The organism is Stenotrophomonas sp. CASM101, from assembly GCF_049384845.1.
Taxonomy (GTDB): Bacteria; Pseudomonadota; Gammaproteobacteria; order Xanthomonadales; family Xanthomonadaceae; genus Stenotrophomonas; species Stenotrophomonas hibiscicola.
On record NZ_JBMRFR010000008.1, the window covers coordinates 60,198 to 85,836 of the forward strand.

Genomic DNA, 25,639 nt, shown 5'->3' on the forward strand with positions numbered 1-25,639 from the left:
CCCGTTCCGAACTTCGAGACCTCCCCCATGAGTGCAACCCAGGCAGCGCCGGCGCGAGACCGGCTGCGTATCGCCATCCAGAAGAGTGGCCGGCTGGCCGAGCCCGCCCGCAACCTGCTCAGCGCCTGTGGCCTGAGCTGGCGGGAGAGCCGCGACAAGCTGTTCTGCTACGGCGAATCGCTGCCGGTGGACCTGCTGCTGGTGCGCGACGACGACATCCCGGGCCTGATCGCCGACGGCGTCTGCGACCTCGGTATCGTCGGCCGCAACGAGCTGGACGAGCAGGCTGCGGCACGTCGCCAGAGCGGCCTGCCGGATGCCTACCAGGCACTGCGCGGGCTGGGCTTCGGCCAGTGCCGGCTGATGCTGGCGGTACCCGAGGAGTGGCAGTGGCAGGGACCGGCGCAGCTGGCCGGTACCCGCATCGCCACCAGCTACCCGGCCATCCTCAAGCAGTGGCTGGCCGACCAGAACGTGGATGCACAGGTGGTCGAGCTGTCCGGTTCGGTGGAAATCGCACCGCGCCTGGGCACGGCCGACCTGATCTGCGATCTGGTGTCCAGCGGCGCGACACTGCGCGCCAATCAGCTGACCCCGGTACACAACCTGCTCGACAGCGAAGCAGTGCTGGCCGGTGCAGTGCGCGTACCGGATGATGCGCGCGCGTCGCTGCGCGCGATGCTGCTGCGGCGCCTCGACGGCGTGGTGCAGCGCCAGGACCGCAAGCTGCTGATGTTCCGCGCCAGCGAGGATCGCGTCGACGCGCTGGCGCAGCTGCTGGCCGATGCCGAGCCGCTGGTGCGGCTGCCGGCCGACGGCGGCGCACTGCGCCTGCAGACCATGTGCCCGGGCCCGCTGAGCTGGCAGCGCATGGAAGAACTCGAGCGCGCCGGCGCGCAGGGCCTGATGGTGTTGAGCGTGGAGCGGTCGCTGGCATGAACCGTCTGACCTGGTCCCGACTTGATGAAACCGCGCGCCGCGCCGCGCTGACCCGCCCGGTGCAGACCGTGGCGCAGCAGACCCGCGACGCGGTGGCTGCGTTGATCGCGCAGGTGCGTGCGCAGGGCGACGACGCGCTGCGTGCGATCACCGCGCGTTTCGATGGTGTCGAGCTCTCGTCCTTTGAGGTGAGCGAAGCCGAATTTGCCGCTGCCGAAGCCGCCGTGCCCGCCGAACTTCGCCAGGCCATGGTGGACGCCGCCGAGCGCATCGCCCGCTTCCACGCCGCCGGCATGGGCAAGGGATACGCGGTGGAGACCGCGCCGGGGGTGGTCTGCGAACGCATGCTGCGTCCGATCGGACGGGTAGGGCTCTACGTGCCGGCCGGCAGCGCGCCGCTGCCGTCTACCGCGCTGATGCTGGGTGTCCCGGCACAGCTGGCCGGCTGCCCGCAGGTGGTGCTGTGCACGCCGCCGCGAGCCGATCGCAGCGCAGACCCGGCCGTACTGGTGGCGGCGCGGCTGACCGGCGTGCAGCGCGTGTTCAAGCTGGGCGGCGCGCAGGCGATCGCTGCGATGGCCTATGGCACCGCCAGCGTTCCGGCCTGTGACAAGCTGTTCGGGCCGGGCAACAGCTTCGTTACCGAAGCCAAGCAGCAGGTCGCGCAGGATGGCGCCGCCGCCATCGATATGCCGGCCGGTCCCTCCGAAGTGCTGGTGATTGCCGATGCTGGCGCCAATCCGGCGTTCGTCGCCGCCGACCTGCTGTCGCAGGCCGAGCATGGCCCGGATTCGCAGGTACTGCTGCTGACCGACGATGCCGCGATGCTGGCCGCGGTCGAAGCCGAGGTGGAGCGCCAGGTGGCCGTGTTGCCGCGCCAGCAGATCGCGCGCCAGGCCTTGTCGGCCTCGCGGTTGATCCAGGTCGATTCGCTGGACGAAGCCTTCGCGATCAGCAACCGCTATGCGCCGGAGCACCTGATCCTGGCCCTGCGTGATCCGCGCGCGTGGCTGGACAAGGTGCAGGCCGCCGGCTCGGTGTTCCTGGGGGATTACACGCCCGAAGCACTGGGCGACTACTGCAGTGGCACCAATCACGTGCTGCCGACCGCCGGTGCGGCGCGTGCCTACAGTGGCGTCAGCGTCGCCAGCTTCCAGAACCTGATCAGCGTGCAGAGCGCCAGTGCCGCCGGCCTGGCCGCGATCGGCGGCTGCGCGCGCATCATCGCCAGCGCCGAAGGCCTGGATGCCCACGAGCGTGCGGTGGCATTGCGCATGGAGGTGGCGGCATGAGCGCGGCTGTCGAGGGGGTGCTGGCGCTGGTGCGCCCGGATCTGCAGGCGTTCGCCGGCTACAGCTCGGCACGCAGCGCGGCGGTGCAGGGCGAGGTCTGGTTGAACGCCAACGAGTCGGCCTGGGCCAATCCGGCCGACGCGGCTGGCAGCAGCCGGCGCTATCCGGAGCCGCAACCGTTGGCGCTGCGTGAAGGCCTGGCCGCACTGTATGGCGTACAGCCGCAGCAGCTGCTGGTCGGTCGCGGCAGCGACGAGGCCATTGATCTGCTGGTGCGCGCGCTGTGCGTGCCGGGCCGCGATGGCGTGCTGGTCACGCCGCCGGTGTTCGGCATGTACGCCGTCTGCGCACGCCTGCAAGGCGCCGCATTGATTGAAGTGCCGCTGGTGGACAGCGAGGATGGCCTGCGCGCCGACCTGGATGCGGTGATCGACATCGCCAGGGCACGCAATGCCAAGCTGGTGTTCCTGTGCGCCCCGTCGAACCCGGCCGGCAGTGATATCGCCCTGGATGAAGTCGAGCGCGTGGTGGTTGCGCTGCGCGGGCAGGCGCTGGTGGTGGTGGACGAGGCCTATGTCGAGTACGCGCAGCGGCCGTCGGCGACCACGTTGCTGGCCGCGCACGCCAACCTGGCGGTGCTGCGCACGCTGTCGAAGGCACACGCGCTCGCGGCCGCTCGTATTGGAACGCTGATCGGCGCCCCGGAACTGATTACCGTGCTGCGTCGTTGCCAGGCGCCGTACCCGGTGCCGACCCCGTGCGCCGAGCTGGCCGTGCAGGCCCTGCAGCCGGCCGCGCTGGCACGCACCGCCGAACGCGTGGCCACGGTCATCGCCGAACGCGAGCGCCTGCGAACGGCACTGGCCAGCCTGCCCGGTGTACGCCGGGTGTACGTCTCGTCCGGCAACTACCTGCTGGTCCGCTTCGCCGATGCGCAGGCGGCGTTCGACACGTTGCTGAATGCCGGCGTGGTGGTGCGCGACCAGCGCGCCGCGCCGCAGTTGGGTGATGCACTGCGCATCAGTATCGGCAGTCCCGAAGAGAACGACCGCGTGCTTGCGGCCCTGTCGGCGCGGAGGGCCGCAGCATGACCCCGATCCTGTTCATCGACCGCGACGGCACCCTCATCGAGGAGCCGTCCGACTTCCAGATCGACGCCTACGAGAAGCTGCGCTTCGTGCCGCAGGTGATCCCGGCGCTGCTGAAGCTGCGTGACGCCGGCTACCAGTTCGTGATCGTCACCAACCAGGATGGCCTCGGCAGCGACAGCTACCCGCGCGCCAGCTTCGATGGCCCCAACGACCTGATGCTGCAGATCTTCGAGAGTCAGGGCATCACTTTCCGTGACGTGCTGATCGACTGCAGCTGGCCGCAGGACAATGCGCCGACCCGCAAGCCGGGCATCGGCCTGATGACCGCCTACCTGCAGGACCGCAGCATCGACTGGGCGCGCTCGGGCATGGTTGGCGACCGCATCACCGACCTGCAGTTCGCCGAGAACCTCAACATCCGTGGCTTCCAGCTGCGCACCGCGCAGTTCGGGGGCGAGTGGGACTGGCCGGGCATCGCCCACGCGCTGGCCGACGCACCGCGTACTGCCGTGGTCCAGCGCAATACGAAAGAAACGAAGATCCGCGTGGAACTGGACCTGGACCGTGCCGCTGATGCACGCATCGCCACCGGATTGCCGTTCTTCGACCACATGCTGGAACAGATCGGCAAGCATGGCGGCTTCGCGCTGGACATCCAGGCCGAGGGCGACCTGCACATCGACGAGCACCACACCATTGAAGACACCGGGCTCGCATTGGGCCAGGCCCTGCGCGAGGCGCTGGGCGACAAGCGCGGCATCGGCCGCTACGGTTTCACCCTGCCGATGGACGAGACCCTGGCCAGCGCCGCGCTGGACTTCAGCGGCCGCCCGTACTTCGTGTTCGAGGGCGAGTTCAAGCGCGAGCGCGTGGGCGACATGCCGACCGAGCTGGTGCCGCATTTCTTCCGCTCGCTGTGCGATGCCAGCGGCCTGAACCTCAACCTGCAGGTACGCGGCGACAACGACCATCACAAGGTGGAGGCCTGCTTCAAGGCGCTGGCACGCGCGCTGCGGCCGGCGTTGGCCCGGCAGGGCACGGCGTTGCCAACCACCAAGGGGGCGCTGTGAGTGACGTTGCGCTGATCGATGCCGGCGGTGCCAACCTGGGCTCGGTGCGCTATGCACTGGAGCGTCTGGGTGCGACGGTGCGGCTGGTGCGCGATGCGGACGGCCTGATCGGCGCGCAGCGGGTGATCCTGCCCGGTGTCGGCGCCGCCGGTCCCGGCATGCAGCGCCTGCACGCGCAGGGCCTGGTGGAACCGCTGCAGCAACTGGAGGTGCCGTTGATGGGCATCTGCCTGGGCATGCAGCTGCTGTTCGAGCGCTCCGAGGAAGCGGGTGTGGAGACACTGGGCCTGATTCCCGGCGTGGTGCGCAAGCTGGTGCCGGCCTGCGGCATCCGGGTGCCGCACATGGGCTGGAACCGCCTGCTGCCACTGCGCGAATCGCTGCTGCTGCGCGGTGTGCCGGAGCGCGCCAGCGCCTACTTCGTGCACAGCTATGCGGCGCCGCTCAATACCCACACCGTCGCTGCCTGCGACCACGGCGGCCTGTTCACTGCCGTGGTGGAGCAGGGGCGTTACTACGGCGCACAGTTCCACCCCGAGCGCTCCGGCGAGACCGGCTCGCTGATGCTGCGCAACTTCCTCGAGGGCACGGCTGCATGAGTTTCATCGTCTACCCCGCGCTGGATATCCGCGACGGCCGCGTGGTGCGGCTGCGCCAGGGCGACTACGCGCAGGAAACCTCGTATGGCGATGATCCGTTGCCACGCGCGCAGGCCTTCGCCGCGCAGGGTGCGCAGTGGATGCATCTGGTCGATCTGGACGCTGCGCGTGCCGGTGGCTACACCCTTGCGCCGCTGCTCGCGTCGATCCGTGCGCAGACGCCGCTGCAGGTGCAGACCGGCGGTGGCGTGCGCGGTCGCGACGACGTGGCGCGCATCATCCATGCCGGCGCCGGTCGCGTAGTGGTCGGCTCGCTGGCCGTGCGCCGTCCCGATGAGGTGGTGGGCTGGCTGGAGGAATTCGGCGCCGAACGCATCACCATTGCGCTTGACGCCCGCCAGGATGCACAGGGCCAGTGGCAGCTGCCGGTGCACGGCTGGACCGAGAACGCCGGGGTGACCCTGGACGTTCTGGCTCAGCGCTACGCACGCGCCGGCATGCGCCACCTGCTGTGCACCGACATCGCCCGCGACGGCATGCTGGCCGGGCCCAACATCAGCCTCTACCAGCACCTGTCGGCGCTGCTGCCGGGCGTGGCGGTGCAGGCGTCCGGCGGCATCCGTGACGTGGCCGACGTTGCCGAAGCGCGACGTGCAGGCTGCGGTGGCGCGATCCTTGGCAAGGCCCTGCTGGAGCAGCGCATGGACCTGGCGGAGGCGCTGGCATGTTGAGCCGCCGCATCATTCCGTGCCTGGACGTGCGCGATGGCCGGGTGGTCAAGGGCGTGCGTTTCCGCGACCACGTCGACATGGGCGATATCGCCGAGCTGGCGCAGCGCTACCGTGACCAGGGCGCCGACGAGCTGGTGTTCTATGACATCGGCGCCAGCCCCGAGGCGCGGTCAGTGGACGTGGCCTGGATCGAGCGCATCGCACGCCTGATCGACATTCCGTTCTGCGTGGCCGGTGGCATCGACAGCGTGGAAACCGCGCGCCGCGTATTGTTCGCCGGTGCCGACAAGGTGTCGATCAATTCGCCGGCGCTGGGCCGCCCGGAGCTGATCACCGAGCTGGCGGACGAGTTTGGCGTGCAGTGCGTTGTGGTGGGGGTCGATTCGGTGCGCGAGGCCGACGGGCAATGGCGGGTGCGTCGTTTCAGCGGCGATCCGGACAAGACCCAGGCGGTGCCGCTGCGCACGCTCGACTGGATCGTCGAAGCGCAACGGCGTGGAGCCGGCGAGATCGTGTTGAACTGCATGGACAGCGATGGCGTGCGCCGCGGCTACGATGTCGCACAGTTGCAGCAGGCGCGGGCACTGTGCCAGGTGCCGCTGATCGCCTCTGGTGGCGCCGGTGCGATGGAACATTTCGCAGAAGCCTTCGACCAGGCCGACGTCGATGGTGCACTGGCGGCGAGCGTGTTCCACAGCGGCGCCATCGCCATTCCAGAATTGAAGCGCTACCTGCGCGGACAGCAGATCGAGGTGCGGGATGTCTATTGAAGTCAGGCCGTCGTCGGACGCATTGCAGGCGCTGGACTGGAGCAAGGGCGACGGCCTGCTGCCGGCCGTGGTTCAGGATGCCGACACCCTGCAGGTGCTGATGCTGGGCTATGTGAGTGCCGAGTCGCTGGCGGCCACGCTGGCCATCGGCCACATGACCTTCTTCAGCCGCAGCAAGCAGCGGTTGTGGACCAAGGGCGAGCAGTCCGGCAATGTGCTGGTGGTGCAGTCGATCAGCGTCGACTGCGATGTCGATACTTTGCTGGTGATGGCACGGCCGGCGGGGCCAACCTGCCACACCGGTGCAGAGAGCTGCTTTGACCAGGCGCCGAAGGATTTCCTGGGCGGGCTGGGCCAGCTGGTGGCGATGCGTGAGGCGCAACGCCCGCCGGGCAGCTACACCACCAGCCTGTTCGAGGGCGGCATCCGCCGTATCGCGCAGAAGGTGGGCGAGGAGGGCGTGGAGACCGCATTGGCCGCCGTGGCGCAGGATGACGAGGCATTGCTGGGCGAGGCGTCGGACCTGCTGTACCACGTGCTGGTGCTGCTGCGCGCGCGCGGGCTGTCGCTGGATGATGCGCGCGCGGTACTGGAAAAACGCCATCGTTGAAGTGCGGTAGTGCCGGCCGCTGGCCGGCAACCTCATCATCTTCGGGCATCTAGGGCTTGCCGGCCAGCAGCCGGCACGACCCGCCGGCAATGCAGCCGAGCGTGGCTCGGCTCTACAATACCGCGTCTCTTTCTGCCGGATGCCTCCCATGAAACTGCCTGCCGCCTGGCTGTGCTGCCTGTTGCTGACCTCGCCGGCCTGGGCTGCGGACACCGTGGTCAGCGGCAAGGTGTATCTGGAGCGTGACGGCAAGCCTGGCCGCGGTGCGACCGATCCGGGCCTGGCCGGGGTGCAGGTTTCCAACGGCGAGACCATCGTCAAGACTGCCGCTGACGGCAGCTACAGCCTGCCGGTGCGCGACGGCCAGACCGTATTCGTGATCAAGCCTGATGCGTATTCCTTCCCGAAAGCGGCCGACGGCCTGCCTTCGTTCTGGCGGCACTATCGCCCGAACGGTTCGCCGGCGTTGAAGTACGGCGGCATCGCCGCGACCAGCGACGTCACCCGCAACTGGGATTTCGCCCTGCAGTCGGATCGCCATGACAGTCGGCGCGGCTTCCAGATGCTGGTGTTCACCGACTCCCAGACCGCGAGCCTGAAGGACATCGGCTACTACCAGCAGTCGATCGTGGCGCCGCTGGTCGGCCAGACCAAGGCGCGCATGGGCACCACCCTGGGTGACATCGTCAACGATGACTTGACGCTCTACCCGGCGATCAACAAGGTCACCACCGGACTTGGCGTGCCGTGGTTCCATGTGCCGGGCAACCACGACCTCGATTTCGATGCGGCCAGCGACGAACACTCGCTGGACAGCTGGCGCAACATCTACGGTCCGGACACCTACGCGGTGGAAGAGGGCGGCGCCAGTTTCGTGTTCCTGGACGACGTGGTGTACGACCCCAAGGCCAGGCCGAAGTACATCGGCGGCCTGCGCGAAGACCAGTTCGCCTTCCTCGCCAGCTACCTGAAGGGCCTGCACAAAGACCGCCTGCTGGTGCTGGGCATGCACATCCCGCTGTTCGACGCGGCGCCAGGGCGCGAGACCTTCCGCCATGCCGACCGCCAGCGCCTGTTCGACCTGCTCAAGGACTTCCGCAACGTGCTCGTGCTCAGCGGCCACAGCCACACCCAGCAGCACGTCTACCACGGCAAGGCCGACGGCTGGAACGGCGACAAACCGCTGCACGAATACAACGTGGGTGCCAACTGCGGTGCGTTCTGGTCGGGGGTGAAGGATGCCGCCGGCGTGCCGGACAGCACCATGAGTGATGGCACGCCGAAGGGCTACGCATTGCTCGACGTGGCCGGCAACGGCAGCTATCGCCTGCAGTACCGCGTGGCCGGCAAGCCGGCCAGCGAGCAGATCGGCCTGCATGCGCCGAAAGTGCTGCGCCAGGGGGCTTACCCGGCGTGGGGCATCTATGCCAACGTCTACATGGGTGAGGATGCCAGCGTGGTTGAGTACCGCGTTGATGGCGGCGCTTGGCAGCCGATGAAGCAGGTCAGCCAGCCCGACCCGCGCCTGATGGTGGAGAACGTGGCCGACGATCTGGCTGACAGCCTGCGTGGCTACGACCGCTCGCCGGAGGCCACCGCGTCGCCGCACCTGTGGCGTGGCGCGCTGCCGACCGACCTGGCCGTGGGCAGCCACAAGGTCGAGGTACGCTCCACCCAGCCCGATGGCGCGGTGTTCACCGCCACCACCCGCTACAGCCTGCAGACGGCCCAGCCCTGACACGCCGCAAGGCCTCTCCAGCGAAAGGACCCCGCATGGATATCCGCTTCATGGCCGGCACCACGCCGGTGACCCTCAGCCGCCACTGGTTCACCGGCGCGATGCTGCTGCAGAGCGCCACCGAGAAGGTCTGGGTGCAGCATCCGCTGCATCCGGGCACGCACTTCTCCTTCTCGCTGGTACAGTCGTGGCTGCGCCACATCGCCGGCCACGAAGTGCTGGTCGAGCGCACCCGGCCGCTGCTGTTTGCCGGCTTCCGCCCGCAGCGGCTGCGCGTGCTGGTGGATGGCGTGCAGGTGGCCGAACAGGAAGGCATGTAGGCCAACCTGAACCGCCGGCGCGCTAGGCAAAGCCGCCCCGATGCCTGAGAATCGAGGCGATTCAATCGATCCAAGCAGGCCAGGCCAGCGTGACCATCGCAGCAGCGTCCACGGTTTCCACCGACTCCGCCCGCGGCGGTCTTCCGCGCAGTCTCGTTGTCGCCGATGTCGGCGGCACTTTCGCCCGTTTGGCGCTGGCTGAAGCGCAACCCGGCCACGCACCACTGCTGGGCAGCCATCGCACCTATGCCTGCGCCGAGCACCCCAGCCTGGCGGCGATCCTTGCTGATTTCACCGCTGGCCTCGGCCAGCCGGTGCAGACCGCGGTGGTCGCCATCGCCGGCCTGCTCGATGGCGATGTACTGATCAATTCCAATCTGCCGTGGACGGTCTCGCTGTCGGCCACCCGCGCGCAGTCCGGGCTGCATGAGCTGCAGTTGATCAATGATTTCGAAGCGGTGGCGCTGGCCATCCCGTACCTGCAGCCTGCCACTCTGGTGCCACTGAACGGCGATGCTGACCCGGCGCAGGCGTTCCCGGCGCTGGTGCTGGGCGCCGGTACCGGCCTGGGCGCGGCACTGCGTTTCGCCGATGGCGAGCGCCCGGTGCTGGCCAGCGAGATCGGCCATGCCGCGCTCGGCGCCGGCAACGCGCTGGAACTGCAGGTGCTGGGCAAACTGCTGCAGCGCTGGACGCACGTGGACAACGAGCGCGTGCTGTCCGGCAGTGGCCTGATGAACCTGTACCCGTGCCTGTGCGAGCTGCGCGGCGTCACCCCGGTGTGGACCAGTACCGAAGCACTGATCGGTGCCGCCCGCAGCGGTGAAGACGCGCTGGCGGTGGAGACGCTGCAGGTGTTCTGCGCCTGGCTGGGCAGCCTGGCCGGCGACGCAGCGATCGCCGTCGGTGCGCGCTCGGTGTACCTCGCCGGAGGTATTTCCGCGCATGTGCAGGATTTCCTGGCCGATGGCCGCTTCCGTGAGCGCTTCCTCAACAAGGGCGTGCTGACCGAGGTGCTGCGCCAGGTGCCGGTATGGCGCGTGGAGCACGGCCAGTTGGGCGTGCTCGGCGCAGCGGTCTGGCACGCCGCACGGCAGCCCACGCACGACTGATCGGCATGACCGGCATCGTGCCGGCCGTGCATTGCAGACTGGGAGGGGAAGATGGTGGATCGCAGGCAGTTCCTGCAGGCCGGTGCACTGGCTGCAGGCATGGCGGCTTTGCCGGGCGTGCAGGCGCGCACGCAGGGTGGGGCCAAGGTGGTTTCGACCTGGGACTTCGGCGTGCCGGCCAACCAGGCCGCATGGAAGGTGCTGTCGCAGGGCGGCAGCGCGCTGGATGCGGTGGAAGCAGGCGCACGCTGGGCTGAAAGCGAGCTGTGCAACCCCACCGTCGGCCATTGTGGCAACCCGGATCGCGACGGCGTGCTGAGCCTGGACGCGAGCATCATGGATGGCGATGGCCGTTGTGGCGCAGTGGCCGCGCTGGTCGACATCCTGCATCCGGTGTCGGTGGCCCGCAAAGTGATGGAGAACAGCCCGCACGTGCTGCTGGTGGGCGAGGGCGCGCAGCAGTTCGCGATGCAGCAGGGTTTCGAGCGCAAGCACCTGCTGACGCCGCAGGCCGAAGCGGCCTGGCGCGAGTGGCTGAAGACGGAGAAGTATCAGCCGCAGATCAACGCCGAGCGCCGTGGTATTCCCGGCAACAGCGACAACCACGACACCATCGGCATGCTGGCGCTGGATGCCAAGGGCCACCTTGCCGGTGCCTGCACCACCAGCGGCATGGCCTGGAAGCTGCACGGCCGGGTCGGCGACAGCCCGATCATCGGTGCCGGCCTGTATGTCGACAACGACGTGGGCGCGGCCACTGCTTCGGGCGTGGGTGAAGAGATGATCCGCAACGCCGCTTCGTTCCTGGTGGTCGAACTGATGCGCCAGGGGCGCTCGCCGGCACAGGCCTGCCGCGAAGCGATCGACCGTGTGGTGCGCAAGCGGCCGGAGGCGAGCAAGACCCTGCAGGTGTGCTTCTTGGCCATGAACAAGCAGGGCGAGGTGGGCGCCTGCGCGTTGCATCGCGGCTTCGTCTACGCGGTGTGCGATGCGCAGCGCCAGGATGACCTGCGTGACTCGCCGTCGATCTACACGAGCTCCCAGGCGTGAGTACGCGGCGGACCCTGGAGATCGCCAGCAACTCGCTGGCTTCGGCACTTGCCGCGCAGGCCGGCGGCGCCGACCGCATCGAGCTGTTCGACAACCTGGCCGAGGGCGGCACCACGCCGTCCTTCGCCAGCATCGCGATTGCCCGCGAACGCCTGTCGATTCCGCTGTTCGTGCTGGTGCGGCCACGCCCGGGCGACTTCCACTACGACGCGCTGGAAACCGAACTGATGCTGCGTGACATCGCGCAGTGCCGCGCGCTGGGCTGCGATGGCGTGGTGATCGGTGCGCTGGACGTGCAGGGCGGCATCGACCTGGCGCTGTGCCGGGAACTGGTGCAGGCCGCCGGGCCGTTGCAGGTGACCTTCCATCGCGCCTTCGATGCGGCCCGCGACCTGCCGGCAGCGCTGGAACAGGTGATCGGGCTGGGCTGCCAGCGCGTGCTGACCTCGGGCGGGCAGGTCAGCGCCGAGGCCGGTGCCGAAGTGCTGGCGGGCCTGGTGACCCAAGCGAAGGGACGCATCAGTGTGATGGCCGGCGCGGGGCTGGGCCCGGCCAATATCGCCGCCGTTGCGCGACGGACCGGCTGCACCGAACTGCACGCCTCAGCCAAGGGCCTGCGCCGGTCGGTGATGCAGTTCCAGAACCCGGCGCTGCGCGGGCTGGACCCGGACTGGAGCCAGACCGCCACCGCCACTGTTGCCGCGCTGCGGCAGGCGCTGGACGGCGCAAGGTAGCCCGCTTCTTCTGTAGAGCCGAGCCCACGCTCGGCTGCTCTTTGCGGCAAACGACATCAGCCGAGCATGGGCTCGGCTCTACAACGAGCCGCTGCCGCCACACGCGACGACGCGGACAAAACCGTTCCGCGCGCGGTTGTCGTGATCGTGTCACTACTTCGTGCGCCGTTCTCTCAGTGATGTGTCGCAACTATTTGATTGTTATGGATGTCGGTGGCCGCTAGCGGCATTCCGCCGGCTGTTGCTGCGCCGCCGCATGCCGGGCGTGGTTCAGCTGTGCTTTAGTTTGGATCGATCCACAGGGGAGGTGCCATATCGGTCGTGAACCGATCCAAGCGCCTGGATCCGTCGTAGTGCCGCGCCACCGTTCGCCCGTGCGTCCACATCTTCGAAGAGCAACCACCATGGCTCAGATCGTCCACAAGCGTCGCCACCTGCTGTCCCAGGCCCTGATCCTGGCCCTGCTTCCCCTGGCTGCCAATGCGCAGCAAGCCTCAAGCTCGTCTACCAAGGATCTCGACGCGGTCACCGTCACCGGCTCGCGCATCAAGCGCGCCAGTGTCGAAGGCCCGGCCCCGGTCAACGTGATCACCGCGCAGCAGATCCAGAAAGAGGGCTTCGTCAGCGTGTATGACGCGCTGAAGACGCTCACCGAAGCGACCGGCACCGTTGAAGCCGCCTCGCAATGGGGCTCGCACACGCCCAACGCCAGTGGCCTGAACCTGCGCGGGATGGGCCCGAACCGTTCTCTGCTGCTGGTCAACGGCCGCCGTGTGGCCGACTACCCGCTGCCCTACGGCGGCGAAACCAATTTCTCCAACTACGGCAACATTCCGGCCGCAGCAGTGGAGCGCATTGAAGTGCTGACCGGCGGCGCCTCGGCCATCTACGGTTCGGATGCGATCGCCGGCGTGGTCAACGTCATCCTCAAGACCAACTACGACGGCGACGAAGTGCGCGTGCGTGGCGGTACCTCCACAGAAGGTGGACGAGATACCTGGGACCTGTCCTGGGCCGGCGGCAAGACCGGCGACAACTGGAGCGTGACCTACGCGCTGCAGTACACCAAGCGCGATCCGCTGTTCGGACGCGACCGACCGCAGATGGACGACGCCGACGACGCACCGTATCCCTCCTGGAACATGGAGCAGCGCAAGGTCGGCTTCCGCCCCACCTCGGGCCTGGCATTGATCGACCCGACCAACGGCCAGCGCCTGGCACCGCCTGCAGGCACCTGCGAGAAGTTCGACAGCGAGTACTACACTGCCGATCGGCTGGTCTACAACTACGCTACCAACACCATCACCAACACCGGCCGCCTGTGCGGCATGAGCGCCGACTACGCCAACTGGCTGCTCACCGGCGGCGCCGAGAATGTTTCCGGCAACCTCTACGCCACCTTCGATTTCAGCAGCGACCTGCAGGCCTGGACCAACCTGGCGGTGTACCACTCCGAAGCGATCTGGGGCACCAATCCGCCCAGCGTCTCGCTGATCGACGACGACAACGGCTATTACTGGGATGCCAATCGCAACCGCCCGATCCTGGGCGTGCGCCAGTTCACTCCGAACGAAGTCGGTGGCCTGGATACCCTGCGCAACACCAACCGCGAGCTGTCCTGGGACTGGAGCGCAGGCCTGCGTGGCCGCCTTGCCGATCGCTTCGACTGGAGCGCCTCGGTGGGCCGTTCCTACTACCGCGTGGAAGAACGGCAGAACGTGGTGGACGAGCAGAAGTCGTACGACTACTTCCTCGGCCCGCGCCTGGGCACCACCCCCGATGGCGAGGCGATCTACGCGTTGAACGAATCGCGCTGGTGGAATCCGCTCACGCCGGACCAATACTGGCAGATGGGCACGGTGGCCAGGAACCGCGCGTCATCGTGGGTCAACCAGGCCTCGGCGGATATCACCGGCGAGCTGTTCCAGGGCTGGGCAGGCCCGATCTCGTTCGCAGCGGTAGCTGAAGTCGCGCAGCAGGGCTACCACCTCAGCCCGGACCCACGCGCCGGCATCGATTTCGACCTGCAGAACGTCGACCGCGGTGGTGGCGAGCGCACCCGGTATTCGGCGGGCGTCGAGTTCAAGATCCCGCTGCTGGAGAGCGTAACGGCCACCGCGGCCGCGCGCTACGACCGCTATGGCAACTACAAGGCCGATGACAGCAGTGAAGCGTTGGATATCGGCAGCCAGAAGGAAACCACCTGGAACGTCGGCCTGGAATGGCGCCCGGTCGAATCGCTGCTGGTGCGTGGCTCGTATGCCACCAGCTTCCACGCGCCGGACATGCACTACCTGCTGGGCCAGCCGAGCAGTTCCGAAGTGCAGACCTATGATCGCCTGCGCTGCATCCAGAGCGGTGCCTACCTGGTCAACAACTGTGGCGTGGGCAACACCGATGTCTGGTACACCTTCGACGTGAACCGCCGTGGCACGCCGCTGCTGCGCTCGGAAACCGGTGATTCGTGGACGGTCGGCTTCGTCTGGGACGTGATGCCCAACCTGTCGGTCAGCGCCGACTACTGGGCGATCAAGCTGGAAGACATGATCGTCGACGTCGGCGCCGACGAGGTGCTGGCCAGCGAGGCCGGCTGCCTGACCGGCAAGAACATCGATGGCACGCCATGGGCCAATCCGGCCGGTGGCGACTACTGCGCCGGCATCCTGGCGCGCGTGAACCGTGACAGCAACGGGCGCCTGGTGTCGATCGAGCGCGGCCCGTTCAACCTGGCCAGCCGCGAAGTGCGTGGCGTCGACCTGACCGCGCGCTACCGTCTGGAGACCGCGCAATGGGGCAGCTTCCAGCTGGGTGTGAACTACACCAACCAGATCTCCACCAAGGAACAGCGCTACGCCAACGACCCGAACCCGGAACGCCGCGACCGCGACCTGCGCAGTAAGCTGCGCGCGAGCCTGGCCTGGCAGCGCGGCAACTGGAATGCCAATGTCTATGCCGACCGCGTGGGCTCGGTGCCGGGCGTGCGCTACCACTGGGGCACCGACCGCCTGGACAACCCCGGCGGCTGCCTGCCGTTCGCCGATGGCTACGTGCCCAGCGACAGCCCGTCGCTGAACTGCCTGGAGCCGGCAACGCGTCCGGATGGCTCGCCGAACCCGAACCCCAATGCCGGGCAGCAGACGGCGCGCTACTACGGTCGAGTGGGGCCGTTCATCACCTGGAACTTCAACGTGGGCTACCAGGTGACCGAACACGCGAAGGTAAACGTGTACGTCAACAACGCCTTCAACTCCGCCAGCTGGAATCACAAGGATCCGTACAAGCTGGACTATGACTTCGCCCCGACCCGGTTGCTGAGCGCGGTCGGCCGTGAGCTCGCATTGGAGTATGTGTTCACGTTCTGAAGAGACCGACCTCGCCGGTAGATCCACGCCATGCGTGGATGCGGAAACGGAACGCCGGGGGCGGCGCCCCCTTCATGCATGCGGACAGGCTGGATTTGACCTTCCCACGATGGCAAGGTTTAGCCTGTCCGCATCCAGAAGGAACCCCGGGAATCCGATCATGAGCACGCCCCGCGCCGCTGCCGCCACCGCAAGTCCTGCCACCATCAGCCTGCCCATCGAGGGCATGACCTGCGCCAGCTGTGTCGGCCGGGTCGAGGCGGCGCTGTCCAGGGTCGAAGGTGTGGGCAGTGTTTCGGTCAATCTGGCCACCGAGCGCGCGGATATCCGCCCGTCCGGCCCGGTCGATCGGGCCGCGCTGATCCAGGCGGTGGAGCGGGTGGGCTACGACGTACCTGCCGCCACCGTTGAACTGGCCGTGGAAGGCATGACGTGCGCCTCCTGCGTGGGCCGCGTGGAGCGCGCGCTGCTGGCGGTGTCAGGCGTGAGCCAGGCCGGCGTCAACCTGGCCACCGAGCGCGCCACGGTGCGTGGCGTGGCGGATGCTGCGACGCTGGTCGCCGCCATCGACAAGGCCGGCTATGACGCACGCGTAATCGAGGCGGGTGTGCAGTCCGATGACGAGGCCGTAGAAAAGAAGGATGCCGAGCGTGCCGAACTGAAGCGCGACCTGATCGTGGCAACTGCGCTGGCATTGCCGGTGTTCGTGCTGGAGATGGGCTCGCACCTGATTCCCGGCATGCACGAATGGGTGATGGCCACGATTGGCATGCAGGCCAGCTGGTACCTGCAGTTCGCACTGACGCTCCTGGTGCTGGCCATCCCCGGTCGCCGTTTCTACCAGAAGGGCTTCCCGGCGCTGCTGCGCCTTGCACCGGACATGAATTCGCTTGTGGCGGTGGGCACCGCTGCGGCGTTCGGCTATTCGGTGGTCGCGACCTTTGCACCGCGGCTGCTGCCGCCGGGCACGGTGAACGTCTACTACGAAGCGGCGGCGGTAATCGTCGCACTGATCCTGCTCGGCCGCTTCCTCGAAGCGCGCGCCAAGGGCCGCACCTCGGAGGCGATCAAGCGTCTGGTCAACCTGCAGGCCAAGGTCGCCCACGTGATCCGTGACGGCCGCACCGTCGATATCCCGGTCAATGAAGTGCAGAGCGGCGACGTGGTGGAAGTGCGGCCAGGCGAGCGTGTGCCGGTCGATGGCGAGGTGGTTGAAGGCCGCAGCTACATCGACGAATCGATGATCAGCGGCGAGCCGATTCCGGTTGAGAAGCAGCCGGGCAGCAGCGTGGTGGGCGGTACGGTCAACCAGAAGGGCGCACTGACGGTACGTGCGACGGCGGTGGGCGCGCAGACCCTGCTGGCGCAGATCATCCGCATGGTCGAACAGGCGCAGGGCTCGAAGCTGCCGATCCAGGCGTTGGTTGACAAGGTCACGCTGTGGTTCGTGCCGGCGGTGATGCTGGCCGCGCTGGCGACCTTCGCAGTCTGGCTGATCTTCGGCCCGTCGCCAGCCCTGAGCTTCGCGCTGGTCAACGCGGTAGCGGTGCTGATCATTGCCTGCCCCTGCGCGATGGGGCTGGCCACGCCGACCTCGATCATGGTCGGTACCGGCCGCGGCGCCGAAATGGGCGTGCTGTTCCGCAAGGGCGAAGCGCTGCAGCTGCTGAAGGATGCGCAGGTGGTGGCGGTGGACAAGACCGGCACGCTGACCGAGGGTCGCCCGCGCCTGACCGACTTCGAGATCACGGACGGCTTCGATCGCAGCACAGTGTTGGCGGCAGTGGCTGCAGTGGAATCGCGCTCTGAACATCCGATCGCCCGCGCCATCGTCGATGCAGCCACTGAACAGGGCATTGCACTGCCGTCGATGGTCGATTTCGAATCGGTCACCGGCATGGGCGTGCGTGCCAGCGTTGATGGTGCGCGGGTGGAGGTCGGTGCCGATCGCTTCATGCGCGATCTGGGCGTGGACATCACTTTGTTTGCGGCGCTGGCGGCAGAGCTGGGCACCCAGGGCAAGTCGCCGCTGTATGCCGCCATTGACGGTCGCCTGGCCGCAATCATCGCGGTATCCGATCCGATCAAGCCGAGCACGCCGGCCGCGATCGCGGCACTGCATCAGCTTGGCCTGAAGGTGGCGATGATCACCGGTGACAACGCTGCTACCGCGCAGGCGATCGCGCGCCAGCTCGGCATCGACGAAGTGGTGGCCGAGGTGCTGCCGGAAGGCAAGGTCGAGGCGGTGCGCCGCTTGAAGACCACACATGGCCATGTCGCCTTCGTCGGCGACGGCATCAACGATGCGCCGGCACTGGCCGAGGCCGATGTCGGCTTGGCGATCGGAACCGGTACCGATATCGCGGTGGAATCGGCCGACGTGGTGCTGATGTCGGGTAACCTGCAGGGTGTGCCGAATGCCATTGCGTTGTCGAAGGCGACGCTGGGCAACATCCGGCAGAACCTGTTCTGGGCCTTCGCCTACAACACCGCGTTGATTCCGGTGGCCGCCGGCGTGCTGTATCCGGTCTGGGGCGTGCTGCTGTCACCGGTGTTCGCGGCCGGTGCGATGGCCCTGTCCAGCGTGTTCGTGCTGGGCAATGCGCTGCGCCTGCGCCGCTTCCAGCCACCGATGGCGGATGCCGCCGCCGTCACTCATTGAAGGGAATACCCATGAACATCGGTGAAGCCGCCAAAGCCTCCAGCGTGTCGGCGAAAATGATCCGCTACTACGAACAGATCGGCCTGATTCCCGCCGCTGATAGAACCGAGTCGGGCTACCGGGCATATTCGCAGGCGGACATCCACCGCCTGCGTTTCATCCGCCGCGCACGCGATCTGGGCTTCCAGGTGGCCGAGATCACCGATCTGCTCGGCCTCTGGAACGATACCTCGCGGCACAGCGCCGACGTCAAGCACCTGGCCGAGCAGCACATCGCCGATCTGGAGCAACGCATCGAGCACATGCGGCAGATGGCCGACACGCTGAAGTCGCTGATCAGCTGCTGCGCGGGCGATGAGCGCCCGGAGTGCCCGATCCTGGAGCGGTTGGGTGAGGACGATGGGACGCTGGTACCGGTCGATACCGCGAAGACTGGTGCGGTGCGGCGGCGTACGCACAAGCATTGACTCGATATCGCATGCATGAAAAAGCCCGCCGGGTGCTGTAGTACCCGGCGGGCTTTTCAGTCTGGGACAGGAGAGGGGGTCAGGCGGTACGCGGCGGGAAGCCGGCATCGGTCAGTGCCGCCACGATCTGCGCTTCGCTGGCCGATGTCTGCACCTGCACTCGGCGGCTGGCCGGATCTGCCTGCACGCTGGCCTGCGGATCGACCAGTTCGATCGCCTTGGTCACGCTGCGCGCGCAACCGCCGCAGGTCATGCCTTCAACATGGAATTCCATCCGTAGCTCCTTGGGTGCTCTTGGGGTCGAGTCAGTGTGCACCTTCCAACGATGGCAGGGTCAAGTGCCGGGCTGAACGACAGGCAAGGCGGCAAAAAAAACGGCAGCCGCCTGTACCAGCGCGGCTGCCGTGGAGGAACGTCCCCGCCAGGGCGGGGCGTGGGTTGCACCGGGGCGCGCCCGGGCAACCCGGTGTTGCCTTAGAACTTCCAGGTAGCGCCGAAGTACAGCTGGCGGCCTGCATAGGTATTGGAGATCAGGCGTGCCTTGGTGTCGCTTCCCAGATGCACGCGCTGCTCTGACTTGGTGGCGTTGATCACCGAGGCGGTCAGGGTCCAGTCCGGGGTCAGGTTGTAGGCAACATTCAGATCCAGCTGGTCATACGGTTCGGTGTAGACGGTGAGGCCATTGTTGAGCCCGCCGACCACTTGGCCGCGACGGTTGAACGAAGCGCGCGCGAGGAACTTCTCGTTCTCGTAGAAGACCGTCACGTTGGCCTGGTTCTTGGCGCTGCCGACCAGCGGCGAGGAGCCGATTTCCTGCCCGTCCAGAACAATGGAAGCCAGGTTGGTGTCGTTGTAGGTGTAGTTGGCCTGCACGCCGAAGCCGAAATCGAAGGTGTACTGGCCATACAGCTCGACGCCTTGCGACACACCATCGCGGCCATTGGCCTGGGTCTCGTAGCGCTGCACGTTCACCGCTTCACCGTTGATGACCATGGGCGTGTCGCGCACCACCGGCAGGGTGAAGTTGTCCACGTTCTTGCGGAACAGGCTGACGCCGGCGACCGCGCCCGGCTGGAAGTACCACTCCAGGCCCAGGTCGAACTGGGTGGCCTTGAACGGCTCCAGCTGCTTGTTGCTGCCCTGGCCGACCCAGCCTGCGGTCGATGCGCCACCGGCAACGCGGCGATCATTGACGTACTCCTCGCTGTAGTAGCTCAGTGCGCCCGGTGCTGCGATGTCGGTGTAGCCAGGGCGGGCGATCACCTTCGATGCGGCACCACGCAGCACCAGCGTGTCGGTGATGTCCCATGCGATGTTGAAACTCGGCAGCACGTCGGTGTAGGTGCGGTCCACGCCGATCAGGCTGTAGGTCTTGCTCTGCGCCAGGTCATGCGGCAGGCGCACGAAGCCGCTCTCGCAGCTGTAGGTCGGGTAGGCCGCAGCGGCGGGGTCGGTGCACGCCATCGGCGCGCCGGACGCGTTGTCCAGGAAGTAGTCGTTGAACTTCTCGATCGAGTCGGAAGACTGCGCGAACTGCTTGGTGCGCACCACGCGCACGCCGACATTGCCGCGCACGCGCTCGGTGCGGAAGTTGGCCTGGAAGTAGCCGGAGTAGATCTTCTCGTTGACGTTGTAGACGAAGTCTTCCTCGGTACGGTTGTGCGAACCACCGTAGGTCTTGTTCAGATAGTCGATGTACGCCGGGTAGTTGATGCCCGGGAACACGTTGGCATTGAAGCCACCGGCAATGTTGCTGATCGGATTGGAAAGGAAGAAGCCGGGCTGCGCATCGCCGGCAGTCGGATCGCAGCCACTCTGGTAGCGGCTGTTGTCATAGTCGGCCGGGTCACGGCCGGGGCACACCCAGTAGGTGTTGCCGGTGTTGCGGTGCACCTTGCCGTCGCGGTATTTGGCACCGAACTGGATTGAATCCAGCCAACCGGACTCGAACAGCTTGGTCACGTCGGCCTGGAAGTAGTTCTGCTTGACCTCGGTGCGCTTCCACGACGAATCGGTCGAGCCGGTGTCGACTTCGGCGATGCCGTTCATCAACTGCTGCTGCAGGTCGGGCGAGAAGGTGGCAGACGGCGTGCCGGTCAGGTCCCATGCGCTGTACTGGTTACCGGACAGGTAGTCGTTGCCGACCTTGCGGCGCGGCTTGGCCGACATGCGGAAGTTCATCGACGGACCACCTTCGGACCAGGTGCGGCCACCGGTGAACGAGGCCTTCCACAGCGGGCTGATGTCCCAGTCGATGGTCAGGTCGGCGGTCTGCGACAGCGCCTTTTCCTTGCTGTAGCCACCGGTCAGCTGCGGTGTCGGAATCGTGCAGTCGTCCGGGCCCCAGCCGCCGGGCTTGAGGCCGGCGGCCTTGGCCTGGTCTTCGCTGCAGTAGTAGGTCTTTCCAGCCAGCTTTTCGAATTGGGCACCCGTGACGGTGTTGCCGCTGGCATCGAAGTCCAGGCCATTGAGAAGGCGGCCTCCGGCCCAGTTGCCGTCCTGGTTGTAGCGCGCCATGCTCCATTCCGGAATCTTCAGCATGTTCTGGGTGTAGTCACCCTGCAGCTCGAAGCGGAAGTAGTTGGCGGTCATCGTGACGTTGTCGACCGGCTTGAACTGGAAGGTCAGCTGGCCGCCCTTGCGCTCGCGCTTTTCTTCCTTCACCGCGAAGTTGACCGAGGTCGGCATGAAGAAGTCGCTGTAGTTGCCGCCGGTCTGGTTGTTGAAGCCGGACTTGCCCCACCAGTAGTGGATGCCATCCTGCTGCTGCACGTTGCCATAGGCGTCGCGTGCCCTGCCGGCGCCGTACCACTGGTAGTCCTCGGTGCTGGCTTCCATGGTACGGGTCGTGCGCTTCTGCTGCGTCACGCCGACCAGCACGCCGAAACGCTCATCCTTGCTGTGCCACGAATAGAGGGCCGAGGCCTGCGGGTCGATATCGTGGTGGGTATCGGAGGAGGTGCCCTCGAGCGTGACGAAGCCCGAGTTGGACTCCATGTCCAGCGGACGGCGGGTGTGCAGGATGACCGTGCCGCCGATGCCGCCTTCGTCGATGCGTGCTTCCGGCGACTTGAACAGCTCGGCGCTGGACAGCATGTTCGACGGCAGCAGGGTGTAGTTGAACGAACGGGTGGCTTCGTCGTTGGTTTCCGACGTGGCCACGTAGTTGCCATTCAACTGGGTCAGGGTCAGGTCCGGCGCAAGGCCGCGCACGCTGACACTCTTGCCTTCACCACCGCTGCGGGTGATGACCACGCCGGGCACGCGCTGCAGTGCGTCGGCCACGTTCTTGTCGGGGAACTTGCCGACGTCCTCGGCGGTGATCACTTCGACAACGGCGTTGGCGTCGCGCTTCTGCTCAAGGCTCTTTTCGATGGCGTAGCGGTAGCCGGTGACCTGGACGCTGTCCAGAGTGGTGGCATCCGGCGCGCCGGTAGACGTGGCCTGTTGCGCGGCGGCGCCAGCCGGAATGACGGCGGCGGCCAATGCCAGCGCGATGGCCAACGACAGTGCGTCTTGGCCATGCGTACGTATTGAATGCTTCATTCCCATCTCTCCCTCTCTCCTGGATTGATCCGGTGACGTGGCACGGACAACTTGAATCGATCTAATTTGAAGTGACTTTGCGGCTGTCGCCATGTGGGTGGCAGAGCACCGCGCGTGTGGCCTGGTACGTCCTGTTGCTGCTCCCCCAACTCCCGGCCATCGCAATGTCGTTCTTGGATCGATCTAAGCGATGGGCGGGCGATTTTTAGCACGGGTCGCCCGTGGGCGCATGCTGCTGCGCAATATGGTACTGGCGTGGCGAAGGGATGACGGTTTGCTGAAATCAGTGAAATCGTTTTCGTGCGCAGGGGAAGGGTGAGTCGGCAGGGCTGCGCCCTGCACCTGCTTCAAGCCAGGGCAACGTCTACAGCCAAAGCCAAAGCCAAAGCCAAAGCGGCTCTGGGTTGTCTGTGGCTTGGCGGGGCGGTGTGGGCTGGCAGGACACGCCGTAAACCCGTCCCTGGGGGCTCGATGGCGCCATCCATGGCGCCAACGGTCCTGCCAGCCCACACCGCCCCACCTTTGACAGTTTCCCGGTGACGGTTGGATTGATCCTGGTGCGGCATGGGGTCATGGGGTCAGATCCGTTTTCCGTTGGAAAACGGATCTGACCCCGATTGATTTCGATATCCGACAGAGATTCATCCACGCATAGCGTGGATCTACAGATCGCGGAAATCTGTCGAAGGCGGGGTGGGTCCGGTTCCGGGGGCGTGAGCCGCATGGATGCGGCGACCGAGCTTACATGGACGTACTTGCAGCGTCCCCCGCAACCGGACCCAGCCCGACTCCCCACAGGAAACCAGCTTCTGCTGTTGCTGTTGCTGTTGCTGTTGCTCCAGCTCGTAGCAGGTGCAGGGCGCAGCCCTACCGAACACCCCCTCTCATGCTGCGCCGCAGAATGCATTCGGCTGAAGCCGCATGCTCTACTTGAATCGATCTAAATCCACGGTCTGGTGGGTCGGGCGTCATTCCAGGGGGAGCTCTCTGCCGGTCACGGCGGGACTCAGCGGAACGGTGCCGAACGACCCCGGCCGTCTGCCTCCGCGTCATCGACTACAGGAACCCGACATGCGCCCAGTGCCGTCCGCTCCCGCCGTCCCATCGACCTCGCGCCCGCTGGCGCGCCTGGCCTGCCTGTTGGCACTTTCGGCCATGCCGATGCTGTTGCAGGCCGCGCCGGCAGCGCTGGTGCGGGAGGTCAATACATTCATCGGCAGCAAGGACGACGGCAATACGTTCCCGGGCGCGTCGGCGCCGTTCGGCCTGATCCAGGTCAGCCCGATCGGCAGCCACTATTCGGGTTGGCGCTATGACGACGAGAAGATCCGTGGCTTTGGCCACTCCTTCATCTCCGGTGCCGGCTGCTGGGAACAGGGCGGCCAGGTGTCGGTGCTGCCGGTGACCGGCTCGATCGGCCCGGGCGGCGATTTCGATACCGGAAACCCCAAGAAATTCGACCACAAGACGTATGCCTCGAACTACACGCATGACGGCGAGATCGGCCAGGCTGGCTACTACAAGGTGCGCCTGACCAGCTACGGCGGCATCGATGCCGAGGCGACCGCGCGCACCCGTGCCGCGGCCGAGCGCTACACCTTCAGCCAGCGCAGCGGCGATGGCCACGTCCTCGTCAATGTCGGCCAGGCCAACGAACGCCATTCAGTGATCGGCAGCGTGGTCGATGTGGTCGGCGACCGTGTAGTCGAGGGCAAGCTGGTGACCAAGAGCTTCTGTGGCGGTCATCAGTACACCACCTGGTTCCGCATCGAGTTCGACCGTCCGTTCAAGGCGCATGGCACCTGGGGCGAGGGCGGTGGCCTGCCGGGTGCGCGGCACAGCATGGAAGGCGAGCAGAAGCCGAACGGTGCCTGGCTGACCTTCGACCTGGCCAAGGGCCAGTCGGTGACGGCGGTCAGCGCAATCTCGCACGTGGATGCCGAAGGCGCGCGCATCAATCTGCGCGCAGATGGCATGCAGGATGGAGCGCTGCTCGGTTTCGACCGCATGCGTGCGTTGTCCCAGCAGTCGTGGCGTGAGCAGCTGGGCCGGGTGCGTGTGCAGGGCGGCAACGCCGACGACCGCGCGGTGTTCTACAGCGCGGTCTACCACGCGCTGCTCCAGCCGATGACCGGCAACGACGCCGACGGCCGCTACCGTGGCTATGACGATGGCATCCACCGTGCCGACGGCTGGACCTACTACGAGTACTTCTCGCTGTGGGATACCTACCGCGCGCAGAACCAGTGGCTGGCACTGACCCGCCCGGACGTGGCGCGTGACATCGGCCGTACCCTGCTGGCGATCGACGAGCAGGGCGGTTGGCTGCCGCGCTGGGGCTATGCCAATTTCGAGACCAACATCATGACAGGCGATCCGGTTACGCCGTTCATGGTCGATCTGTGGCGCTTCGGCGCGCTCAAGGGCCGTGAATCGCAGGCCTGGGATGCGCTGCGCCGCAACGCGTTCGGCACGCCGCCGCTGAACTCGCGCATGGCTGGCCGCTCCGGCAACCCGACCTATCTGGACAAGGGCTACGTGGTCTACGACCGCGCGTTCCCGTCCAAGGGCATGGACGTCGATCCGCATCACGGCGGTTCGGCGACGCTGGAATACGCGCTGGCCGACTGTGCGCTTTCGCAGATGGCCGATGGCCTCGGCCATGCGCAGGACGCGGCGACGCTGCGTGAGCGCGGCCGCAACTGGCGCAAGGTATGGGACCCGCAGGTGCGTGACGCCGAGACCGGCTTCACCGGTTTCCCCCGCCCGCGCACCGAGGATGGCCAGTGGTACACCCCGGCCGATGGCCACTACAGCCCGCGCTCGCATCACGGTTTCCATGAAGGCACGGCGTGGCAGTACCAGTGGCTGGCGCAGCAGGACGTGCCGGGCCTGGTCGAAGCCATGGACGGCCGCGAACAGGCCGGCCGCCGCCTCGATGCGTTCTTCGCGATGGACGCGCTGCAGGCCGACCCGCTCAATGCCGCCCGCAAGGCGTGGGTGGTCGGGCCGTACAGCTATTACAACCAGTTCCGCTACAACCCGAACAACGAGCCGGACCTGCACGCGCCGTGGCTGTACACCCTGATCGGCCAGCCGTGGAAGACCGCCGCCGTGGTGCGTGCGGCGCAGCAGCTGTTCACCAATGCCCCCAACGGCGTGACCGGCAACGATGACCTCGGCACGATGTCGGCCTGGTACCTGTTCAGCGCCATCGGCGTGTACCCGGCGGTGCCGGGCAGTGGCCAGTTCCTGCTGCACACCCCGCGCTTCAGCAAGGTGGAAGTGGACATGGGCAATGGCCGCACGCTGCGCATCGACGCGCCGGGTGCCGATGGCCGCCGTCTGCAGTATGTGCAGGGCGTGCAGGTCGATGGCCAGCCGCATGCGCCGGTTTGGCTGGACTGGAACCAGCTGCAGCAGGGCCCGCGCCTGCAGTTCGCGCTCGACGCGAAGGCGCCGGAGCAGGGCTGGGGCACGGCGGTGAAGGACCTGCCGGTATCCTGGTGCGCGGCACCGGGTAGCCAGCTGCGCTGAGACGGACTG

19 protein-coding genes are annotated in these 25,639 nt (G+C 66.9%); 17 read left to right on the plus strand and 2 right to left on the minus strand.

What is annotated here, in order from left to right:
* Nucleotides 1-27 precede the first annotated feature (27 nt).
* The 16 genes from hisG (at nucleotide 28) to cueR (ending at nucleotide 18,547) form a co-directional block, all read left to right on the plus strand.
* Nucleotides 28-939 carry an ATP phosphoribosyltransferase gene (hisG, locus tag VG543_RS13040; protein WP_308305128.1) on the plus strand — a complete coding sequence of 304 codons (912 nt, stop codon included), beginning with the start codon at nucleotides 28-30 and terminating at the stop codon, nucleotides 937-939.
* Nucleotides 936-2,231 (plus strand): histidinol dehydrogenase, encoded by a 1,296-nt coding sequence (gene hisD, locus VG543_RS13045; protein ID WP_423178497.1) that lies wholly within the window; start codon nucleotides 936-938, stop codon nucleotides 2,229-2,231. The genes hisG and hisD overlap by 4 nt, the downstream gene beginning before the upstream one ends.
* The gene (gene hisC, locus VG543_RS13050) at nucleotides 2,228-3,322 is read left to right on the plus strand and encodes a histidinol-phosphate transaminase (protein WP_423178498.1); all 1,095 of its coding nucleotides are present in this window, start codon (nucleotides 2,228-2,230) and stop codon (nucleotides 3,320-3,322) included. The genes hisD and hisC overlap by 4 nt, the downstream gene beginning before the upstream one ends.
* A complete protein-coding gene (hisB, locus tag VG543_RS13055; RefSeq protein ID WP_134731463.1) occupies nucleotides 3,319-4,392 on the plus strand; it encodes a bifunctional histidinol-phosphatase/imidazoleglycerol-phosphate dehydratase HisB in 1,074 nt (357 codons plus the stop codon). The genes hisC and hisB overlap by 4 nt, the downstream gene beginning before the upstream one ends.
* Nucleotides 4,389-4,991, plus strand: coding sequence for an imidazole glycerol phosphate synthase subunit HisH (hisH, locus tag VG543_RS13060; protein WP_019661417.1), 603 nt, complete (start codon nucleotides 4,389-4,391; stop codon nucleotides 4,989-4,991). The genes hisB and hisH overlap by 4 nt, the downstream gene beginning before the upstream one ends.
* Nucleotides 4,988-5,722, plus strand: coding sequence for a 1-(5-phosphoribosyl)-5-[(5-phosphoribosylamino)methylideneamino]imidazole-4-carboxamide isomerase (gene hisA, locus VG543_RS13065; RefSeq protein WP_423178499.1), 735 nt, complete (start codon nucleotides 4,988-4,990; stop codon nucleotides 5,720-5,722). Before hisH ends, hisA begins: the two co-directional genes overlap by 4 nt.
* Nucleotides 5,716-6,492: an imidazole glycerol phosphate synthase subunit HisF gene (gene hisF / locus VG543_RS13070; RefSeq protein WP_046985961.1), complete on the plus strand. Its 777-nt coding sequence runs from the start codon at nucleotides 5,716-5,718 to the stop codon at nucleotides 6,490-6,492. Before hisA ends, hisF begins: the two co-directional genes overlap by 7 nt.
* The gene (gene hisIE / locus VG543_RS13075) at nucleotides 6,482-7,102 is read left to right on the plus strand and encodes a bifunctional phosphoribosyl-AMP cyclohydrolase/phosphoribosyl-ATP diphosphatase HisIE (RefSeq protein WP_423178500.1); all 621 of its coding nucleotides are present in this window, start codon (nucleotides 6,482-6,484) and stop codon (nucleotides 7,100-7,102) included. Before hisF ends, hisIE begins: the two co-directional genes overlap by 11 nt.
* A 148-nt stretch (nucleotides 7,103-7,250) precedes the next feature.
* Nucleotides 7,251-8,840, plus strand: coding sequence for a calcineurin-like phosphoesterase C-terminal domain-containing protein (locus VG543_RS13080; protein ID WP_058982388.1), 1,590 nt, complete (start codon nucleotides 7,251-7,253; stop codon nucleotides 8,838-8,840).
* 35 nt (nucleotides 8,841-8,875) lie between these two features.
* The gene (locus VG543_RS13085; protein ID WP_005409434.1) at nucleotides 8,876-9,160 is read left to right on the plus strand and encodes a hypothetical protein; all 285 of its coding nucleotides are present in this window, start codon (nucleotides 8,876-8,878) and stop codon (nucleotides 9,158-9,160) included.
* An 89-nt stretch (nucleotides 9,161-9,249) separates the two neighbouring features.
* Entirely contained in the window at nucleotides 9,250-10,272 is a 1,023-nt protein-coding gene (locus VG543_RS13090) for a glucokinase (RefSeq protein ID WP_155029453.1), read from the plus strand.
* Between the two features lie 51 nt (nucleotides 10,273-10,323).
* Nucleotides 10,324-11,322 carry a N(4)-(beta-N-acetylglucosaminyl)-L-asparaginase gene (locus VG543_RS13095; protein ID WP_164144263.1) on the plus strand — a complete coding sequence of 333 codons (999 nt, stop codon included), beginning with the start codon at nucleotides 10,324-10,326 and terminating at the stop codon, nucleotides 11,320-11,322.
* Nucleotides 11,319-12,056 (plus strand): copper homeostasis protein CutC, encoded by a 738-nt coding sequence (locus VG543_RS13100; RefSeq protein ID WP_346469528.1) that lies wholly within the window; start codon nucleotides 11,319-11,321, stop codon nucleotides 12,054-12,056. Before VG543_RS13095 ends, VG543_RS13100 begins: the two co-directional genes overlap by 4 nt.
* Before the next feature lie 404 nt (nucleotides 12,057-12,460).
* Nucleotides 12,461-15,418, plus strand: coding sequence for a TonB-dependent receptor plug domain-containing protein (locus VG543_RS13105; RefSeq protein WP_423178501.1), 2,958 nt, complete (start codon nucleotides 12,461-12,463; stop codon nucleotides 15,416-15,418).
* Between the two features lie 160 nt (nucleotides 15,419-15,578).
* Nucleotides 15,579-18,080 carry a heavy metal translocating P-type ATPase gene (locus VG543_RS13110; RefSeq protein ID WP_423178502.1) on the plus strand — a complete coding sequence of 834 codons (2,502 nt, stop codon included), beginning with the start codon at nucleotides 15,579-15,581 and terminating at the stop codon, nucleotides 18,078-18,080.
* Between the two features lie 11 nt (nucleotides 18,081-18,091).
* Complete coding sequence (gene cueR, locus VG543_RS13115) at nucleotides 18,092-18,547, plus strand: Cu(I)-responsive transcriptional regulator (RefSeq protein ID WP_019661429.1); 456 nt, start codon at nucleotides 18,092-18,094, stop codon at nucleotides 18,545-18,547.
* Nucleotides 18,548-18,626: 79 nt separating this feature from the next.
* Here cueR and VG543_RS13120 read toward each other — a convergent pair whose 3' ends face one another.
* Nucleotides 18,627-18,821, minus strand: a complete 195-nt coding sequence (locus VG543_RS13120; protein ID WP_021204511.1) for a heavy-metal-associated domain-containing protein — start codon at nucleotides 18,819-18,821, stop codon at nucleotides 18,627-18,629.
* A gap of 200 nt (nucleotides 18,822-19,021) precedes the next feature.
* Nucleotides 19,022-22,099, minus strand: coding sequence for a TonB-dependent receptor (locus VG543_RS13125; protein ID WP_071305715.1), 3,078 nt, complete (start codon nucleotides 22,097-22,099; stop codon nucleotides 19,022-19,024).
* Between the two features lie 1,065 nt (nucleotides 22,100-23,164).
* Between VG543_RS13125 and VG543_RS13130 the strand changes: the two genes are divergently transcribed.
* Nucleotides 23,165-25,630, plus strand: a complete 2,466-nt coding sequence (locus tag VG543_RS13130; RefSeq protein ID WP_423178503.1) for a GH92 family glycosyl hydrolase — start codon at nucleotides 23,165-23,167, stop codon at nucleotides 25,628-25,630.
* The last annotated feature ends 9 nt before the right edge of the window (nucleotides 25,631-25,639 follow it).

Bases quoted from the DNA above. Each gene is read 5' to 3' on its own strand.
- hisG (WP_308305128.1), top strand. From the start codon at position 28: ATGAGTGCAACCCAGGCAGCGCCGGCGCGAGACCGGCTGCGTATCGCC.
- hisD (WP_423178497.1), top strand. From the start codon at position 936: ATGAACCGTCTGACCTGGTCCCGACTTGATGAAACCGCGCGCCGCGCC.
- hisC (WP_423178498.1), top strand. From the start codon at position 2,228: ATGAGCGCGGCTGTCGAGGGGGTGCTGGCGCTGGTGCGCCCGGATCTG.
- hisB (WP_134731463.1), top strand. From the start codon at position 3,319: ATGACCCCGATCCTGTTCATCGACCGCGACGGCACCCTCATCGAGGAG.
- hisA (WP_423178499.1), top strand. From the start codon at position 4,988: ATGAGTTTCATCGTCTACCCCGCGCTGGATATCCGCGACGGCCGCGTG.
- hisF (WP_046985961.1), top strand. From the start codon at position 5,716: ATGTTGAGCCGCCGCATCATTCCGTGCCTGGACGTGCGCGATGGCCGG.
- hisIE (WP_423178500.1), top strand. From the start codon at position 6,482: ATGTCTATTGAAGTCAGGCCGTCGTCGGACGCATTGCAGGCGCTGGAC.
- VG543_RS13080 (WP_058982388.1), top strand. From the start codon at position 7,251: ATGAAACTGCCTGCCGCCTGGCTGTGCTGCCTGTTGCTGACCTCGCCG.
- VG543_RS13085 (WP_005409434.1), top strand. From the start codon at position 8,876: ATGGATATCCGCTTCATGGCCGGCACCACGCCGGTGACCCTCAGCCGC.
- VG543_RS13095 (WP_164144263.1), top strand. From the start codon at position 10,324: ATGGTGGATCGCAGGCAGTTCCTGCAGGCCGGTGCACTGGCTGCAGGC.
- VG543_RS13105 (WP_423178501.1), top strand. From the start codon at position 12,461: ATGGCTCAGATCGTCCACAAGCGTCGCCACCTGCTGTCCCAGGCCCTG.
- VG543_RS13110 (WP_423178502.1), top strand. From the start codon at position 15,579: ATGAGCACGCCCCGCGCCGCTGCCGCCACCGCAAGTCCTGCCACCATC.
- cueR (WP_019661429.1), top strand. From the start codon at position 18,092: ATGAACATCGGTGAAGCCGCCAAAGCCTCCAGCGTGTCGGCGAAAATG.
- VG543_RS13120 (WP_021204511.1), bottom strand. From the start codon at position 18,821: ATGGAATTCCATGTTGAAGGCATGACCTGCGGCGGTTGCGCGCGCAGC.
- VG543_RS13125 (WP_071305715.1), bottom strand. From the start codon at position 22,099: ATGGGAATGAAGCATTCAATACGTACGCATGGCCAAGACGCACTGTCG.
- VG543_RS13130 (WP_423178503.1), top strand. From the start codon at position 23,165: ATGCGCCCAGTGCCGTCCGCTCCCGCCGTCCCATCGACCTCGCGCCCG.